Source organism: Acidovorax sp. ACV02, from assembly GCF_014851475.1.
In the GTDB taxonomy this organism is placed as follows: Bacteria; Pseudomonadota; Gammaproteobacteria; order Burkholderiales; family Burkholderiaceae_C; genus Acidovorax; species Acidovorax delafieldii.
In genome coordinates this window covers 45,265-62,778 of sequence record NZ_JACUZU010000006.1, presented here as the reverse complement: position 1 = coordinate 62,778, position 17,514 = coordinate 45,265, and the positions used below count along the sequence as shown (strand labels likewise).

General features: G+C 64.4%; 12 protein-coding genes. 10 read left to right on the top strand and 2 right to left on the bottom strand.

From position 1 onward, the window contains the following. Positions 1–230 precede the first annotated feature (230 nt). Positions 231–1,235: a tRNA dihydrouridine(20/20a) synthase DusA gene (gene dusA, locus IB236_RS15100; RefSeq protein ID WP_233193741.1), complete on the top strand. Its 1,005-nt coding sequence runs from the start codon at positions 231–233 to the stop codon at positions 1,233–1,235. On the opposite strand, the gene IB236_RS24515 is transcribed toward dusA, so the two are convergent. Then, positions 1,228–4,062 carry an EAL domain-containing protein gene (locus IB236_RS24515; protein WP_192421354.1) on the bottom strand — a complete coding sequence of 945 codons (2,835 nt, stop codon included), beginning with the start codon at positions 4,060–4,062 and terminating at the stop codon, positions 1,228–1,230. The genes dusA and IB236_RS24515 overlap by 8 nt on opposite strands. Positions 4,063–4,276: 214 nt before the next feature. Between IB236_RS24515 and IB236_RS15090 the strand changes: the two genes are divergently transcribed. The 3 genes from IB236_RS15090 (at position 4,277) to rsxB (ending at position 7,888) form a co-directional block, all read left to right on the top strand. Continuing rightward, positions 4,277–5,365, top strand: a complete 1,089-nt coding sequence (locus IB236_RS15090) for a GTP pyrophosphokinase family protein (protein WP_099730208.1) — start codon at positions 4,277–4,279, stop codon at positions 5,363–5,365. A 205-nt stretch (positions 5,366–5,570) separates the two neighbouring features. Next, complete coding sequence (locus IB236_RS15085; RefSeq protein WP_099730207.1) at positions 5,571–7,184, top strand: polyhydroxyalkanoate depolymerase; 1,614 nt, start codon at positions 5,571–5,573, stop codon at positions 7,182–7,184. Next, positions 7,181–7,888 (top strand): electron transport complex subunit RsxB, encoded by a 708-nt coding sequence (gene rsxB / locus IB236_RS15080; protein WP_192421353.1) that lies wholly within the window; start codon positions 7,181–7,183, stop codon positions 7,886–7,888. Before IB236_RS15085 ends, rsxB begins: the two co-directional genes overlap by 4 nt. Positions 7,889–7,931: 43 nt before the next feature. On the opposite strand, the gene IB236_RS15075 is transcribed toward rsxB, so the two are convergent. Continuing rightward, entirely contained in the window at positions 7,932–9,419 is a 1,488-nt protein-coding gene (locus IB236_RS15075; RefSeq protein WP_192421352.1) for a methyl-accepting chemotaxis protein, read from the bottom strand. A 180-nt stretch (positions 9,420–9,599) separates the two neighbouring features. On the opposite strand from IB236_RS15075, the gene dapC reads away from it, so the two are divergent. The 6 genes from dapC (at position 9,600) to IB236_RS15045 (ending at position 17,339) form a co-directional block, all read left to right on the top strand. Further along, positions 9,600–10,805: a succinyldiaminopimelate transaminase gene (gene dapC, locus IB236_RS15070; RefSeq protein WP_192421351.1), complete on the top strand. Its 1,206-nt coding sequence runs from the start codon at positions 9,600–9,602 to the stop codon at positions 10,803–10,805. A 16-nt stretch (positions 10,806–10,821) separates the two neighbouring features. Continuing rightward, positions 10,822–11,655 (top strand): 2,3,4,5-tetrahydropyridine-2,6-dicarboxylate N-succinyltransferase, encoded by an 834-nt coding sequence (gene dapD, locus IB236_RS15065; protein ID WP_056744941.1) that lies wholly within the window; start codon positions 10,822–10,824, stop codon positions 11,653–11,655. 71 nt (positions 11,656–11,726) lie between these two features. Beyond that, positions 11,727–12,890: a PilT/PilU family type 4a pilus ATPase gene (locus IB236_RS15060; protein WP_056062628.1), complete on the top strand. Its 1,164-nt coding sequence runs from the start codon at positions 11,727–11,729 to the stop codon at positions 12,888–12,890. Positions 12,891–13,052: 162 nt separating this feature from the next. Further along, the gene (dapE, locus tag IB236_RS15055) at positions 13,053–14,246 is read left to right on the top strand and encodes a succinyl-diaminopimelate desuccinylase (protein WP_146870945.1); all 1,194 of its coding nucleotides are present in this window, start codon (positions 13,053–13,055) and stop codon (positions 14,244–14,246) included. Then, entirely contained in the window at positions 14,243–15,184 is a 942-nt protein-coding gene (gene prmB, locus IB236_RS15050) for a 50S ribosomal protein L3 N(5)-glutamine methyltransferase (protein WP_192421350.1), read from the top strand. Before dapE ends, prmB begins: the two co-directional genes overlap by 4 nt. Positions 15,185–15,299: 115 nt before the next feature. After that, on the top strand, positions 15,300–17,339 hold the full coding sequence (locus tag IB236_RS15045) for an ABC-F family ATP-binding cassette domain-containing protein (protein ID WP_192421349.1): 2,040 nt from the start codon (positions 15,300–15,302) through the stop codon (positions 17,337–17,339). Positions 17,340–17,514: the final 175 nt, after the last annotated feature.

Sequence of the window (17,514 nt, the reverse complement as noted above, 5' to 3'; positions counted from 1 at the left end):
GCCACCTCCAGCACTCCTCTATTGATAGCACCCGGAACAATCGGCACTAGCACCTGCGCCCGTTCTGACCCAAAACCCTCCGCTGGCGCCCATCACGCAGCCAGTGGGATAATGCAGGTTTCGCACCTGCAGCCCCGCAGCGCCCCCGACCAGAGGGGCGTTCTGCTGCAGAACATTCCCCTCCCCGCCTTCGCTGTTTGCCCGTGGAAACCACCCTGAGCCCCTGGCGCATGTCCGTCGCCCCCATGATGGACTGGACTGACCGCCACTGCCGTTACTTTCACCGGCTGCTTACGCGCCAGACGCTGCTGTACACCGAGATGGTGAACGCGGGCGGCATCCTGTATGGCGGCACCGAGCGCCACCTGCGCTTCAACGCCGAAGAGCACCCCGTAGCCCTGCAGCTGGGCGGCAACGAGCCCGACAAGCTCGCCCAGGCCGCCAGACTGGGTGAGGAATGGGGCTACGACGAAATCAACCTGAACTGCGGTTGCCCCAGCGACCGCGTACAGCGCGGTGCCTTTGGCGCCAGCCTGATGAAGGCCCCCCAGCTGGTGGCCGACGGCGTCAAGGCCATGAAGGACGTGGTCAGCGTGCCCGTCACCGTCAAGCACCGCATCGGCATCGACAAGGTGGAGGACTACGGCTTTGTGCGCGACTTCGTCGGCACTGTGGCCGAGGCCGGGTGCACCGTGTTCATCGTGCATGCGCGCAACGCGTGGCTGCAGGGCCTCTCCCCCAAGGAAAACCGCGACATCCCGCCGCTGCGCTACGAGGTGGTCCACCGCCTCAAGGCCGAGTTTCCGCAGTTCACCATCGCCATCAACGGCGGTATCACCGCCGACGCGGTGGTGCAGGAACAGCTGCAACACCTGGACGGCGTGATGATCGGCCGCGAGGCGTACCACAACCCCTGGTGGCTGGCGCGCTGGGACCAGCTCTACTACGGCGGCGCCCCCTGCCCCCTGACCCGAGAGGAAGTGGAGCTGGCGATGGTGGAATACATGGAGCGTGAGGCCGCACAGCACGGCACCCCCTGGCCCCACATCGCCCGCCACATGCTGGGCCTGCGCCACAGCCTGCCCGGCGCCCGCATCTGGCGCCAGGTGTGGAGCAACCATCTGCTCAAGGACCGCCCCGCGCGGGAAGTGCATGCGTTGGCGATGCAGGCCTATGCCAGTGGAGCGTCGGAGCCCAGCGCTGAACCCGCAACACTGGACTCCGTGACTACTTAGTCAGCCGCCCCACCCAGGCCGCCAGCGGCTCGGGCCGTCCGAAGAGGTAGCCCTGCAGGCACTCGCACTGGCTTTCGACCAGAAAGTCGGCCTGTGCGCGTGTCTCCACCCCCTCGGCCACCACGCGCAGGTTGAGATGGCGGGCCACCGAGATGATGGACTGCACGATGGCCGTGTCATTGGGGTCGTCGGGCGTGTCGTCCACAAAGCTCTTGTCGATCTTGAGCTCGTAGAGCGGGAGCCGCTTGAGGTAGGCCAGGCTCGAATAGCCGGTGCCAAAGTCGTCGATGGAGAAACGCACGCCCAGCTGCACGATCTCGGTCATGCGGGCGATGGTGTCGTCCAGGTCTTCGATGAGCAGGCTTTCGGTTACCTCCAGGATCAGATGGGCCGGGTTGGCGCCGGTGTGGGCCAGGATGTGGCGCACGCGCTCCACAAAGTCGTCCTGGCGGAACTGCCGCTCGCTCACGTTGACGGACAGCGATAGCGCGTGCCCTGCCACCTGCAAGCGTGCCAGGGTCTCACAGGCCTGCTGGATCATCCAGTCGCCCATGCGCAGGATGAGGCCCGAGGCCTCGGCGATGGGGATGAAGCGGCTGGGCGGGACATTGCCGCGCACGGGGTGGTCCCAGCGCATCAGCAGCTCGCCGCCCACGACGTTGCCCGCAGCGTCCACCTGGTTTTGCACAAAGGCGGCCAACTGGCCCAAGGTTTGCGCTTTTTTCAGGTCCTGCTCCAGCGCCAGGCGCTCCTGCACGTCGGCCTGCATCGCGGCTTCGTAAAAGCGGATGCGGTTGCGACCCAGGTCCTTGGCGCGGTACATGGCCGTGTCGGCCTCCCGCAGAAGGTCTTCCACACCCTCGCCCCGCTTGGGGAAGAGCGTGATGCCGATGCTGCCGGTGGTGCTGTAGAGGTGGGTGTCGATGGTGTAAGGCGCTTCCAGTGCGGCGCGCATCTCCTCGGCCACCAGCAGCGCAGCGCGCCCGGCGGACTCCATGTCCGACGCCACGTTGTGCACCAGCACCACAAACTCGTCCCCACCCAGGCGCGCCACGGTGTCGCCCGGGCGTTGCAGCTGCGTGAGCCGCTGGGCCACCTGCATGAGCAGCATGTCGCCCACCGTGTGGCCCCGTGCATCGTTGATCTGCTTGAAGTTGTCCAGGTCGATGTAGAGCACCGCCCCCACCTGGGCGGCCTTCCGGGCATTGGCCAGTGCGTGTTCCATGCGGTCCAGCAGCATGCGCCGGTTGGGCAGGCCGGTGAGCGCGTCAAAGTACGCCAGCTGGTGTGACCGCGCCTCGGCCTGCTTGCGTTCGGTGATGTCGCGCGACAGCGCGATGAACCGAGGTTCGTCGCCCGGGGCGGCGCTCTCCTTGCGCGCAATCGACAACTCAAACCAGTGGGTCACCCCGCCCAGCTCCAGCCGGAACTGGTGGCCTGACGAGTACCCGGTCTGGTGGGCCGCTTGCAGCGCCGCATGGCAGCCGGCGGCGGCTTCGGGGGGGACCACATCGCGCAGCAGGCGGCCCAGAAACATCTCTGGCGGCACAGCCAGCTCTCCCGATCGTGCCGACCGGTAGTGGTGGATGCAGCCGTCCAGCCCCAGTTCGAACAACAGATCAGGAATGGCGCTGAGCGTGCTCTCCAGGTCATCCCGGGTGGCGCGCAGTTCGGCCGTCATGTCGCGCGCCAGTGCCACCGCACGCTCGCGCCCCGTGGCCAGCAGCCAGGTGAACCACGCAAGGATCAGGCTCAGCACCGTGCCCAAAAGCGCCACCGGGTGGTGTGCATCGTCCTGAAAGCGCTGCGCAAAGCCCGGTAGTGGGGCCATGTGCAAGGTCCAGCGGCGCCCGCCCAGCTCCAGCTCGCGCCGCGCTTGCAACGCCGGGGCGCCAGCGCCTTGGGCCGGTGTCTTCAGGTTGCTGAACAGCAGCGCGCCCGCTCCGGCACCGGCATCTCCTGGTCCGGTGCCGGGGGATGCCGCACCCGCGTCCGGGGTGCTGTCGGTGATCTGCAGGCCGATGTCCGCGTCAAACTCCCGGGACATGCCATGGATCACGTCCTCCATGCGAAACGGAGCGGACACCCAGCCCGCCAGTCCCTGCCGACGCCCTTCCACCTTGCTGTTGTCAGCGTCGGCGCGGTACAGGGGCATGTACATGACCAGCCCAGGGGCAGCGTTTTGCATCAGGGTCAGTCGCCCGGACAACGCCAGCGCTCCGGTGTCACGGGCCCGGTCCAGCGCCTCCTTGGCGGGGGGAATGGTCAACACATCCAGTCCCAGCGCCTTGAGGTTGGGGCCCTCCAGCGGCTCGATGTGGGTGATGGGTGCCAGCCACTCGCGCTCGCCGGGCGGTCGCACTGCATATTGGTCAAAACCGCGCTGGCGCATGTCCTCCAGGTGGGCAGCGAGCGCCTTGCCAGGAAACTGCAGAATCAGCGACACCCCCTGCAGCCCAGGACGGGTTGCCTGCAGCTGCAGCGCGCTCACATAGGCCTGAAACTCCTCGCGATCGATGCGCTCCGAGCCCTCAAAGTAGCCCTTGACGCCGCGCAACACCACCTCGTAGGTCGCCATGCGGTCCTTGAGGTTGTAGGCAATCTGGTCGGCCGCCACCTCAAAGTTCTGCTCGCGCTTGGTCCTTGTGTTCTTTTCTTCGCTCTGCCAGTACAGGAAGGTCAGCCCCAGGGTCAGCAGCGCGATCAGTGGGGGCAGCACCACGGGCAACCAGCGGTGGTTGCTGGTGCCCGCAACCCCTTCAGACCCCCATGCCGCCTGCCCTGGCGCGGCGAGGTCATCGTTGTCGGGGGCTGGGTGAGGTGTCATGGTGGATGGTGTGACTTCGATGCACCGGCATCGTGCACCGGCGGTGCTGCCTCATTATGAGCATCTGTCCTGCGCCGAAAAGGGGCATTTGCGCGCAAACTGCACAGGCCGGGTCCCTGCATGCCGTTTATGCTCGCACCCGCTGGGCCAAGGGCTATGCGCCCGCACCCACTTCCCGTATCAACCCTGGCAATACCCACCACAAAGGCCTGGCATGGCATCGCTCGATTTCGACCTGGAGGAATCCCAATTTCGCAGCTGGTACACCGCGCAGGCGGTTGCGCTGGAAGACGCCTGTGCAGCGCTGACCGCGCGGGTGGCGGCGGTGGTAACCCAGGCGGGCGGCGTGGACATCACCAAGGTGGAGGGCCGCGTGAAGGATGTGGACGAATGCGTGCGCAAGTTCGTGCGCAAATACCGTCCGGCGCTGGAAGAGAGCAACACCCCCTACGACATAGAGACTTACATCACCGACCTGATTGGCGTGCGGGTGGTGTGCCTGTATGAAGACGAGCTGGAGAAGATTGCCCAGATCGTGCGCGCCCATTTCGCCGTGATCGACGTGACCGACAAGGTCTCGGCGGTGGAAAGCACCGAGGCGTCCTTTGGCTACAAAGGGCTGCACCTGGACCTGCGGCTGAGCGTGGCCGAACGCGACCTGCCGGAGCACGCGGCCTATGCCGAGTGGCCCTTCGAGCTGCAGGTGCGCACCATCATCCAGGACTCGTGGAGCGTGCTGGACCACAAGATCAAGTACAAAAAATCCATCCCGGGCCAGCTCAAGCGGCGCATCAACGTGCTGTCCGCCCTGTTCGAGCTGGCCGACCGCGAGTTCCGCCAGATCCGCGATGCCACTGCGGCCGAGCTGCTGCAGGCCCCCGACGAAACCGCCGAACCCGCAACCGATGTCGCCGCCGATTTGCAGGCTCCCACCCGCGCAGCCGCCACCAGCAGCGAACTGAACGCGTTCACGTTCTTGAAGATCGCCACGCATTTTTTCAAGGACTTCGAATTTGAGCCGTCCAAGGTCGATGGGTTTGTGGATGACATCCAGGCCTGGTCAGCCGGCATGACACGTGCGCGCTTTAACAGTTTGATGCGCGAGACGATCGGAGTGGTCAAACGCTACAAGCAGCACTTTGAAGAGCAAAACCCGCAGGGCAGCTTCAACCCGTACACCGTGATCCGGCATTGCCTGTATCTGAGTAACAAGACGGCGTTCCGCCCCGCACTGCGCAACTCGGCCCGCGAGTCGTTCGAGGCCTGGCTGAGCGACAACGCGGAGCCCAAAGTGCAGGGTTGAGGCGAAAATCGGCGCAAGCGCTAGTGCTAATTGCCTGAGTTGCTATCATTTTTGACAGCCTCGCAGCCTTCGTCGCCGAACCGGCGCGCCGCCCCTGGGGCCACGTCAATTTGTCGCATAGGCGACTGGACATTGGTGGTTTTACTCCATGCGCTTGTTACCAAGTGCTGCTATATTGCACTGCAACAAAACGGAGTTTCGCCCCATGCTGTACCACCTCTACGAAACCCAGCGCTCCTTGATGGAGCCCTTCACAGATTTTGCGCAGGCGGCTTCCAAGTTGTTCAGCAACCCCGTCTCGCCGCTGAGCCAGACCTCAGCAGCACAGCGCATGGCTGCCGGTTACGACCTGCTCTACCGCCTGGGCAAGGACTACGAAAAGCCTGCCTTCGATATCCACACGGTCGACGTGGACGGTATCGGTGTGGCTATCCATGAACGCATTGAGGTGGACAAGCCGTTTTGCGAGCTGCGCCGCTTCAAGCGCTTTTCGGACGATCCTGCCACGCTGACCAAGCTCAAGGGCCAGCCCGTGGTGCTGATCGTGGCACCGCTCTCGGGCCACTACGCCACGCTGCTGCGCGACACCGTGCGCACCATGCTCAAGGACCACAAGGTCTACATCACCGACTGGAAGAACGCCCGCTTGGTGCCGCTGTCAGAGGGGGAGTTCCACCTCGACGACTACGTCAACTACGTGCAGGACTTCATCCGCCATCTGCAAGGCATCTACGGCAACTGCCACGTGATCAGTGTGTGCCAACCGACGGTGCCCGTGTTGGCAGCCGTGTCGCTGATGGCCAGCCGCGGCGAGAAAACGCCCCTGACGATGACCATGATGGGTGGCCCCATCGACGCTCGCAAGTCGCCCACGGCAGTGAACAATCTGGCGACCAACCGCAGCTACGAGTGGTTTGAGAACAACGTGATCTACCGCGTGCCGGAAAAATTCCCGGGCGCGGGCCGCCGCGTGTACCCGGGGTTTTTGCAGTACACCGGTTTTGTGGCCATGAACCCGGACCGCCATGCGACCAGCCACTACGATTATTTCAAGGACCTGATCAAGGGCGACGACGCAAGTGCCGAGGCGCACCGCAAGTTCTACGACGAGTACAACGCCGTGCTGGACATGGATGCGGACTACTACCTCGAAACCATCCAGACCGTGTTCCAGGATTACAAGCTGGTGAACGGCACCTGGGATGTGCGCTCACCCGCCGGCAAGCTGGAGCGCGTGCGTCCGCAAGACATCAAGACCACAGCCCTCTTCACGGTGGAAGGCGAGCTGGACGACATCTCTGGCTCGGGCCAGACCGAAGCGGCCCACGACCTGTGCAGCGGCATCGTGCGCAAGGAGCAACGCCACCTGGAAGCCAAGGGCGCAGGCCACTACGGTATCTTCAGTGGCCGCCGCTGGCGCGACATCGTGTACCCCAAGGTGCGCGCATTCATCCTGGAACACGAGTTGCCTGCCAAGCCCGCCACTGTGGCCGCAACGTCCACACCGGCCCCCAGGCTCGCCAGCCCTGCACCGGCCCCTGCCAAGGTTGCCAGCAAGCCCGCACCGGCTGCCAAACCCGCCGCCACCAAGGTGATCAAGGCGACCAAGGCGCCTACGGCAGCAGCCAAGCCTGCTCCAGTCCGCGCTGCGGCCAAGCCCGTGGCGGCCACCGCTGTGGCCACCCGCTGGGTGCAGCCCGCCGCGGCGCCCACAGGTGCAGCGCAGGCGCCCACCGCTGATCTGGCCACGGCCCAGACCAGCGCCACTGCAGCGCCGTCCACCCGCAGCGGCAGCAAGAGCAAGGCGCGCAAGGCTTGAGCCACCCCGCCTCCGCCAGCACGACCCCATCCCACGCTGCCCTCACCGACCTGGCAGCGCGGATTGATGCCGCCCTGCCCCAGACGCAGTGCACGCGCTGCGGCTATCCCGACTGCGCCAGCTATGCGCAGGCCATCGCCCAGGGGGAGGCGGCCATCACCCAGTGCCCTCCGGGCGGTGCTGAGGGCGTGGCCCGCTTGGCCGCCATCACGGGCCATGCCGTGGCGCCCTTGAGCACCGACCATGGGGAGGAGGCACCGCGCCGCGTGGCCTTCATCGACGAGGCGTGGTGCATTGGCTGCACCTTGTGCATCAAGGCCTGCCCCACCGACGCCATCGTGGGCTCCAACAAGAAAATGCACACCGTCATCGAGCCTTACTGCACAGGGTGCGAGCTGTGCATCCCGGTCTGCCCGGTAGATTGCATCCAGCTCGACAGCGCCAGCGGCATGGCCACCGGATGGGCTGCGTGGTCTGATGCGCTCGCGCTCCAAGCCAAACAGCGGTATCAGCAACACCGTCAGCGGGTGCCGCTGGAGGATGTAGAGGACGAAGGCTCCGGAGCGCAGGCCGATTCGACATCGGCCGCCACCCACAGCCCAGCCGCCGCTGCGGTGGCTGCCGAGGGCATGGAGGCACGCAAGGCGGCCATTGCCGCCGCCATGGAGCGCGCACGGCAACTGCGTGAAAAGGGAGCGCGCTGAGAACGGCACCTGGTCCGCTGGACCAGCAACCGCCTGTCTGCGGTTATCGCGCGGCCAGCGATTTGTACACGCCGCAGCCCACGTACCAGTCCCCCACCCGGCTCACGTAGGACATCTTGGTTTGCACCGCGCCGGTGGCCGGGTTGTTGATGTCGTACTCCACCCACCCCGGGGCGCGGTCGGCCTGGGTCACGATGTCGCTCACCAGTCGGTCGCCAGCGATGCCGGGGATGTCTTGCACCCGCGTGCCCACCTTGGCCGGGTTGCCGCCAAACGCCAGGTAAGTGCCGCCAGCGTCGAGCACAAACACATACATGTCGCGGTCATGGTAGGGCTGGGTCTTGTCGGTGATGCTGCGCAGGAATTGATCACGCGAACTGGTCTTGTGCAGCGCCACCGCCTTGTTCACAAGAGCCACTGCCTCATCGGCGGTGCCCTGCTGCAGGCGAAACGCCGCCACCGCTTGCGACAGGGTGGACGCGCGGTGCTCCAGCGCCTCGGCCTGCGAGACCGCATGGCCCACCATCTGGGCGTTGTGCTGCGTGATCTGATCGAGCTGCTGCACGGCGGAGCTTACTTCGCTCAGGCCCGTGCTTTGCTCGGCGCTGGAGCCGGAGATCTCGGTCATGCTCGCCGCCACGCTGCGGATACCGCTGGCCATGTTGGCAATGCCCTCGCCCGCCGACCGGATCAACCCGGCGCTGGCCTCCACCTGGCTGACCGAGGCGCTGATCAGCTCGCGGATCTCCCGCGCCGCGTCGCCCGAGCGCTTGGCCAGCGTGCGCACCTCGCCCGCCACCACGGCAAAGCCGCGGCCCTGCTCACCCGCACGGGCGGCCTCCACCGCAGCGTTCAGGGCCAGGATGTTGGTCTGAAACGCAATGCTGTCGATGACACCAATGATCTCGGTCATGCGGCGCGCGCTTTGCTGGATGGCCTCCACCGACTGCACGGCGCGGGCCATGGCCTCGGCTCCGGTGTCGGCGGCCTTGCGTACTTCTGCGGCGCGGGCATCGGCGCTGCGCGCGGTCTGTGCGTTGTTCTGCACGGCCGACGACAGCTGCTCCACGCTGGCAGCCGTCTGCTCCAGGTTGGCCGCCTGCTGTTCGGTGCGATCGGCCAGAGACCGGTTACCTTGCGCCAGGCTTTGTCCCGCATGGGCCACCAATGCGGCATTGCTGCGGATATCGGCCACCATGGACGACAGTGTGAGCACCATGCGGTCCAGCGACTGGGCCATGGACCCGACCTCGTCCCGCCCATAAACACCCGCCCTGGCACACAAGTCACCGCGTGTGGTCTGCTCCATCGCATGCGCCAAGCCTTGCAGGTCGGATGCCAGACCCGCATACAACGCGCACAATGCATACAGAACCACGGCGGCTGCCAATGCCGCCGCCCACCACGGAGCATCTACGGCGGCCGTCGCCAGGGCGCCAGCCATCACCACGCCCAGCGTCACCAGTTTGCCCGGCAGGTGCCACCTGCGCATCCACCAGAGCCCGGGGCGCAGCGGTAGGAATCCAGACATCTTGTCTCCGTTATCGTTTTTGAATGTGGGCCATGCTATGTGCCCGCTCTTACGTCGGATTGACAACCGTGCGTGGGGTGAACAGTGCTTGACTGCGCACCTGGCCCCGCCCTCGCCATGGACGGCGCGACACCCTGCACCGTGCCGTGGGCGTATGCCCTTCGCCCATAATGTCGCTCCATGAATCCCCTGCTCTCCCAACTCCAGCCTTACCCCTTCGAGCGGCTGCGGCAACTCTTTGCGGGAGTCACACTCCCGGCGGCTTACAGCCCCATCAGCCTGGGCATGGGTGAGCCGCGCCATCCTACACCGCAGTTCATCAAAGATGCACTCAGTAACAACCTGGGCGGACTGGCCAGTTACCCTGCCACCGCAGGCGAACCCAAGCTGCGCGAGGCCTTCACCCAGTGGATACAACAGCGCTATGCGCTGACCCTGGACCCGGGCACCCAGGTGCTGCCCGTCAACGGCTCGCGTGAGGCACTGTTTGCATTTGCGCAGACCATCATCGATCCCTCGCACGGCCAGCCGCTGGTCGTCTGCCCCAATCCGTTCTATCAAATCTACGAAGGTGCCGCCTTGCTGGCGGGAGCCCAGCCGTACTACGCGGCCAGCGACCCCGGCCGCAACTTTGCGGTGAACTGGGACGCAGTGCCCGAAGCTGTGTGGCAACGAACCCAGCTGCTCTTCGTCTGCTCCCCTGGCAACCCCACGGGCGCCGTGATGCCGCTCAGCGAGTGGAAGAAGCTGTTTGAGCTGAGCGACCGCTACGGTTTTGTGATTGCCTCGGACGAGTGCTACAGCGAGATCTATTTCCGCGACGAGCCGCCCCTGGGCGGCCTGCAGGCTGCGGCGCAGCTGGGGCGCGGCGACTTCAAGAACCTGATCTCCTTTACCAGTCTGTCAAAACGCAGCAATGTGCCCGGCATGCGCAGCGGCTTCGTGGCTGGCGACGCAGCGCTGATCAAGTCGTTCTTGCTCTACCGCACCTACCACGGCAGCGCCATGAGCCCCATCGTGCAGGCCGCCAGCATCGCTGCCTGGGGGGATGAAAAGCACGTGGTGGACAACCGGGCGCTGTACCGCAAGAAGTTTGCCCAGGTCACACCGCTGCTGGCTGGCGTGATGGAAGTCGCCCTGCCGGATGCCGGTTTTTACCTGTGGGCCAAAGTACCGGAAGCCCTGGGGATGGACGATGCCGAGTTCGCGCGCGCCCTGCTGGCTCAATACAATGTCACGGTGCTGCCCGGCAGCTACCTGGCCCGCGAGGCCCAGGGGAGCAACCCCGGCGCCCAGCGCGTGCGCATGGCCCTGGTGGCCGAAGCCGAAGAATGCGTGGAAGCTGCGCTGCGCATCGTGCAATTCATCCAATCCCGTACTGCCTGATCTGATCGACAACAACATGACCCAACAACTCCAAACCCTCATCGACAACGCCTGGGAAAACCGCGCCAGCCTCTCGCCCGCCGCCGCCCCCAAGGAGATCCAGGACGCCGTCGAGCATGTGATTGCCGAGCTGAACAATGGCAAGCTGCGCGTGGCCACCCGCGAAGGCGTGGGCCAGTGGACGGTGCACCAGTGGATCAAGAAGGCCGTGCTGCTGTCGTTCCGCCTCAAGGACAACGAAGTCGTCAAGGCTGGCGACCTGGGCTTTTACGACAAGGTGCAGACCAAATTTGCCCACCTGTCCGAAGAAGAGATGAAAGCCACCGGCGTGCGCGTGGTGCCGCCCGCCGTGGCCCGCCGTGGCAGCTTCATCGCCAAGGGCGCGATCCTGATGCCGTCGTACGTGAACATCGGCGCCTACGTGGGCGAAGGCACCATGGTCGACACCTGGGCCACCGTGGGTTCGTGCGCACAGATTGGCTCCAACGTGCACCTGTCGGGTGGCGTGGGCATTGGCGGTGTGCTGGAGCCTCTGCAGGCCGGCCCCACCATCATTGAAGACAACTGCTTCATCGGCGCACGCTCCGAGGTGGTCGAAGGCGTGGTGGTCGAAGAAAACTCCGTACTGGGCATGGGCGTGTACCTGGGCCAGAGCACCCCGATCTTCAACCGTGCCACCGGCGAAATCAGCTACGGCCGCGTGCCCTCGGGCTCGGTGGTGGTGAGCGGCAACCTGCCCAAGACGGCCGCCAACGGCACGCCCTACAGCATGTACGCTGCCATCATCGTCAAGCAGGTCGATGCGCAAACGCGCTCCAAGACCAGCATCAACGACCTGCTGCGCGACTGATTGACGGGGACCTGCGGACGGCCCGGGCCGTTCGCCCCACCGACAGAGACTGACAACAAGAGGGAAACACCATGAGCACGATGGAACGAATTCTTCGCCTGATGGCAGAGAAAAAGGCCTCCGACGTCTATCTGTCGGCCAACGCGCCCGCGCTGATCAAGATCAACGGCGAGTGTGTGCCCATCAACAACCAGATCCTGCCGCCCGATGCGCCGCGCAACCTGCTGTCCGAAGTGGTCCCCCCGGACCGTATCGAAGAGCTGGAAGAAACCGGCGAACTCAATATGGGTGTGCCGCTCAGCGGCGTGGGCCGCTTCCGTGTCAGCGCCATGCGCCAGCGTGGCAGCTATGCGGTGGTGATCCGCTTCATCTCGCAACAGATTCCCGAGTTCGATTCCTTGGGCCTGCCCCCGGTGATGCGCGAACTCATCTTGGAAAAACGCGGACTGATCCTGATGGTGGGTGCCACGGGTTCCGGCAAGAGCACTTCGCTGGCGTCGATGATCGACACCCGCAACGAGGCGCTCACAGGCCACATCCTCACCATCGAGGACCCGGTCGAATACCAGTTCAAGAACAAGAAATCCATCGTCAACCAGCGCGAGATCGGCAGCGACACCCAGTCCCTGCAGACCGCCCTGAAAAACGCGCTGCGCCAGGCACCCGACGTGATCCTGATCGGCGAAATCCGCGACCGTGAAACCATGTCGGCCGCCATCGCCTATGCGCAGTCGGGACACCTGTGCCTGGCCACGCTGCACGGCAACAACAGCTACCACGCGCTCAACCGCATCTTGTCGTTCTACCCCGTCGAAGTACGACCCACCATGCTGGGCGACCTGGCATCGGCACTCAAAGCCGTGGTTTCCCAGCGCCTGGTGCGCAAGACCGACGGCGGCCGGGTGCCGGCAGTTGAAGTCATGCTCAACACCAAGCTGGTGTCCGATCTCATCGAAAAAGGCGACTTCTCGGGCGTCCGCGAGGCCATGGAAAAATCCATGGCCGAAGGATCGCAGACCTTTGAAGAAGCGCTGGCCCGCCTCATCATGGATGCGCAGATCGACCGCAAGGAAGGCATGGCCTACGCCGATTCGCCCACCAACTTGATGTGGCGCCTGCAAAACGACTTTTCCTTGGCCGCCAACGCCGCCAAGGCCCAGAAAGAAGCACGCGATGCACCCGACGATGCACCGTCGTTCACCGAGATCGTGCTGGACGTCAAGCCGGCGGCGTGATGTGACGTCCCTCGAGCGGCTTGCGGAGCCCTCCCTCAGGGGAATGACGCGCTCGCTGCCGAGCAGCTCTTGTTTTGCGGCTCTGGCCGGGGCCACGCAGCGCCAATGCCTGTACCCATGATCGCAGCCCGGCTGCCTGTCTCCATTCCCTGACCCCATCCCATGTCCCGTACCCTGCACCTGACTGAACAGCTCATCTCCCTGCCCTCCATCACGCCGGAGGACGCCGGCTGCCTGGATCTGCTGGCCGCACGGCTCGCTCCGCTCGGGTTTGTGTGCGAACGACTGGACAGTGGCCCCACAGACTTCCGTGTCAGCAATTTGTGGGCAAAGCGACCGGTAGCGCTAGTGAATCATGCCTCATCCGCTATCAAAACAGTAGTATTCGCAGGCCATACCGATGTCGTCCCCACTGGCCCGCTGGCCCAGTGGAGCAGTGACCCATTCGTGCCCACCCACAAGGACGGCAAGCTCTATGGCCGGGGTGCGAGCGACATGAAGACCTCCATCGCAGCCTTTGTGGTCGCGGTGGAAGAGTTCCTGGCCGCCACGCCCGCACCGCTGATCGAGCTGGCCTTTTTGCTGACCAGTGACGAGGAAGGTCCTTCCGTTGACGGCACCAAGGTCGTGGTCGAGCAGCTCCAGGCGCGTGGCGAAAAGCTTGATTACTGCATCGTGGGTGAACCGACCTCGGTCGAGAAAACCGGTGACATGATCAAGAATGGACGGCGTGGCACCTTGAGTGGCAAGCTCAGCGTCCGCGGTGTCCAAGGCCACATCGCCTACCCACAACTGGCCCGCAACCCCATCCACCAGGCCCTGCCCGCACTGGCAGAACTGGCTTCCACCGCGTGGGACAACGGCAATGCCTTCTTTCCGCCCACCAGCTGGCAGATCAGCAACATCCATGGCGGCACCGGCGCCACCAACGTGATCCCGGGTGAGGTGGTGATCGACTTCAACTTCCGCTTCTCGACCGAATCGACGGCAGAGGGGCTGCAGCAGCGCGTGCACGCCGTGCTTGACCGCCACGGCCTCGAATATGACCTGCGCTGGACGCTGGGCGGCCAGCCCTTCCTCACCACGCCCGGTGAACTGGTGGGCGCCGTGCAGCAGGCCATCGCCTCCGAGACGGGCATCACCACCGAACTCTCCACCACCGGTGGAACCAGCGACGGGCGTTTCATTGCGCAGATCTGCCCCCAGGTAATCGAACTGGGCCCGTCCAATGCAACGATCCACAAGATCGACGAGCATGTGGTGGTGGCCGATATCGAGCCGCTCAAGAACATCTACCGCCGCACGCTGGAGAACCTGCATGCACAGGCCCTGGCGGCCCAGGCGGTGGTCGCATGAGCAAGGCACCCAGCCACCACCCACCGGCAGTTGCAGGTGACACCGTTGGCGCACTGATCGAATGGGGCTCTCAGCAGCTGGAGTCGGCCGGCGTCTCGTTCGGCCATGGCACCACCAATGCGCACGACGAAGCTGCATGGCTCGTGTTGTGGCGCCTGGGCCTCCCGCTGGATAGCGACCTCTCCGATGCACCAGAGTCCATCAAAAACAAGCCGGTAGCGCCCGCAGAAAAGGCGTTGGTTGCTACACTTTTTGCAGAACGCATTGCCAGTCGCAAGCCTGCCGCCTACCTCACGCGCGAGGCCTGGCTCCAGGGCGTGCCGTTCTATGTGGACGAGCGCGCCATCGTGCCGCGCAGCTTCATTGCAGAGTTGCTGGTGGACGGCAGCGTGGACGATTTCCTGAGCGACCGCACCCATCGGGTGCTGGACCTTTGCACGGGCAACGGCAGCCTGGCTGTGCTGGCGGCGATGGCCTGGCCCGAAGTCGAAGTGACCGGTGCCGATATTTCGCCCGACGCCTTGGCCGTGGCGAGCATCAATGTGGACAAACATGGGCTGCGGGAGCGTATCACCTTGCAGTTGTCCGATGGACTGAGTGCTCTGCCCGGCCCCTGGGACCTGATCCTGTGCAACCCGCCCTACGTCAACGCCGACAGCATGGCCGTGCTGCCCAGCGAATACCGCGCAGAGCCCGAACTGGCCCTCGCCGGTGGCAAGGACGGCATGGACTTTGTGCGCCAGCTGTTTGCTGCCGCGCCCGCTTGCATGAGCGAAGACGCTGTGATCATTCTGGAGATCGGCAACGAACGCGACTATTTCGAGGCGGCCTTTCCGCAATTGCCGGTTTTCTGGCTCGATACCAGTGCAGGAGAAAACCAGGTTTTGCTGGTCACCCGGCGGGCGCTGGCTGCCCAAACCCGGCTCACGGCACAATAGAGCCCTTTACGCCACCTTTGGCAGCTGCAGCGGCTGTGCCGTTGGCAGTTGCGCTGGCCCCCAGAGTTTTGCATGCCACCCGCCTCGTGCGGGTGCGCTTTTTTCTGATTCCCGGATGATCACCCTCAAGAACGTTACCCTGCGCCGAGGCACGAAAGTCGTGCTCGACAGCGTGTCCACCACCATCAACCCCGGCGAAAGCGTCGGGCTTGTGGGCCGCAATGGCGCGGGCAAGTCCAGCCTGTTTGCGCTGCTCAGCGGCAAGCTCCATGAAGATGGCGGGGATTTTCACATCCCGTCGAGCTGGCGGATGGCCGAGGTCGCGCAGAACATGCCCGAGACCGACCAGTCGGCCACCGATTTTGTGCTTGAAGGCGACACGCGTCTGGCCGAGGTGCAACGCCAGTTGGCCGAAGCCGAGGCCAGCGACGATGGGATGGCCATTGCCCATGCCTATTCTGACCTGCATGACGCCGGCGCGCACGATGCCGTGGCGCGTGCCCAGGCGCTGATCCTGGGCCTGGGTTTTCGCGTGAGCGAACTCGACCAGCCCGTCAACAGCTTCTCCGGTGGCTGGCGCATGCGACTGCAACTGGCGCGTGCGCTGATGTGTCCCAGCGACCTCCTGCTGCTGGACGAGCCCACCAATCACTTGGACTTGGACGCCCTGGTCTGGCTCGAAGCCTGGCTCAAGCGCTACGCGGGCACCATGATCGTGATCAGCCACGACCGCGAGTTCCTGGACGCCATCACCAACGTCACCCTGCAAATCCAGCAGGGCGAGTTGAACCGCTACGGTGGCAACTACAGCAAGTTCGAAGAGCTGCGCGCCCAGCAGCTCGAACTGCAACAGGCCAGCTTTGCCAAGCAGCAGGAGAAGATGGCCCACCTGCAGAAATTCATCGACCGCTTCAAGGCCAAGGCCAGCAAGGCCAAGCAGGCGCAAAGCCGGGTCAAGCAACTCGAACGCATGGAGAAAATCGGGCCTGTGCTCGCCGAGGCGGACTTCACTTTCGAGTTCAAGGAACCGGCCAACTTGCCCAACCCAATGCTGGCCATCAGCGACGCCTCGTTCGGCTATGTGGACGACGAGGGCACGCCCACCACCATTCTTACGGGCGTCAACCGTTCGGTGCTGGCGGGGCAGCGCATCGGCATCCTGGGCGCTAACGGTCAGGGCAAGTCCACGCTGGTCAAGACCATTGCGCGCACCATGAAAGCACTGGGCGGCAGCATCACCGAGGGCAAGGGCCTGAACATTGGCTACTTTGCCCAGCAGGAACTCGACGTGCTGCGCCCCAGCGAACACCCGCTGGAGCACATGATCCGCTTGGCCAAGGAGCTGGGGCCTGATGCCAAGCAACCCAGCCGGGAGCAGGATCTGCGCAGCTACCTGGGCAGCTTCAACTTCACCGGGGACATGGTCAAGCAGGCCGTTGGCACCATGAGCGGCGGTGAAAAAGCGCGCCTGGTGCTGGCCATGATCGTATGGCAGCGCCCCAACCTGCTGCTGCTGGACGAGCCTACCAACCACCTGGACCTGGCCACCCGCGAGGCCCTGGCGATGGCGCTCAACGACTTCGATGGCACTGTGATGCTGGTCAGCCACGACCGCGCCCTGCTGCGCTCGGTCTGTGAGGACTTCTGGATGGTGGGCCGGGGTGTGGTTGGCCCGTTCGACGGCGACCTGGACGACTATCAACGTTACCTGCTCGAAGAGTCCAAGCGCCTGCGCGAAGAAGCACGCCTTGCCGAGCAGGCGCTGGCCTCACAAGCTCCTGCAGCAGCGCCCGCCGCAACACCGGCACCCGTGGTCACGCTGGCCTCCGTTGCCGCGCCAGCACCGGCTCCCGCTCTGTCCCCTTCGCGTGATGGGCGCGAGCAGCGCAAGCTTGACGCTCAAACGCGCCAGCAGCTGGCCGAAAAGACCCGGCCACTCAAAAAAGAGCTGGAACAGATCGATAAACGCTTGACCGCCCTGAGTGCAGAACGCACCCAATTGGAGCAAAAACTGACGGAAGCCTTGCCTCCTGCAGAGATCGCCGAGTGCGGCCGGCGTTTGAAAGCCGCAAATGATGAAACGGAAAAACTGGAAGAGCGTTGGCTGGAAATTTCTTCCGAACTCGAAGAAATTTCAGCGGCATCGGTGGGCTAGAGATGTAAAGTCCTGTAAATTCTTTCCAGAATTTTCCGGACTTTCCATTGACCCGTCTCGCTTTTATGCTACCAAATGTGTAGCTATTTTTAGTGTGAACCTACAGGCTATTGCGGTTGCATTTTTTTGCGAAAGGTTGTCAACGGACTGTGGACCGCCCGCGTTGTTGGTACAT

Bases quoted from the DNA above. Each gene is read 5' to 3' on its own strand.
- IB236_RS15085 (WP_099730207.1), top strand. From the start codon at position 5,571: ATGCTGTACCACCTCTACGAAACCCAGCGCTCCTTGATGGAGCCCTTC.
- dapE (WP_146870945.1), top strand. From the start codon at position 13,053: ATGTCCCGTACCCTGCACCTGACTGAACAGCTCATCTCCCTGCCCTCC.
- IB236_RS15090 (WP_099730208.1), top strand. From the start codon at position 4,277: ATGGCATCGCTCGATTTCGACCTGGAGGAATCCCAATTTCGCAGCTGG.
- IB236_RS24515 (WP_192421354.1), bottom strand. From the start codon at position 4,062: ATGACACCTCACCCAGCCCCCGACAACGATGACCTCGCCGCGCCAGGG.
- prmB (WP_192421350.1), top strand. From the start codon at position 14,243: ATGAGCAAGGCACCCAGCCACCACCCACCGGCAGTTGCAGGTGACACC.
- dapC (WP_192421351.1), top strand. From the start codon at position 9,600: ATGAATCCCCTGCTCTCCCAACTCCAGCCTTACCCCTTCGAGCGGCTG.
- IB236_RS15075 (WP_192421352.1), bottom strand. From the start codon at position 9,419: ATGTCTGGATTCCTACCGCTGCGCCCCGGGCTCTGGTGGATGCGCAGG.
- dusA (WP_233193741.1), top strand. From the start codon at position 231: ATGTCCGTCGCCCCCATGATGGACTGGACTGACCGCCACTGCCGTTAC.
- dapD (WP_056744941.1), top strand. From the start codon at position 10,822: ATGACCCAACAACTCCAAACCCTCATCGACAACGCCTGGGAAAACCGC.
- IB236_RS15045 (WP_192421349.1), top strand. From the start codon at position 15,300: ATGATCACCCTCAAGAACGTTACCCTGCGCCGAGGCACGAAAGTCGTG.
- IB236_RS15060 (WP_056062628.1), top strand. From the start codon at position 11,727: ATGAGCACGATGGAACGAATTCTTCGCCTGATGGCAGAGAAAAAGGCC.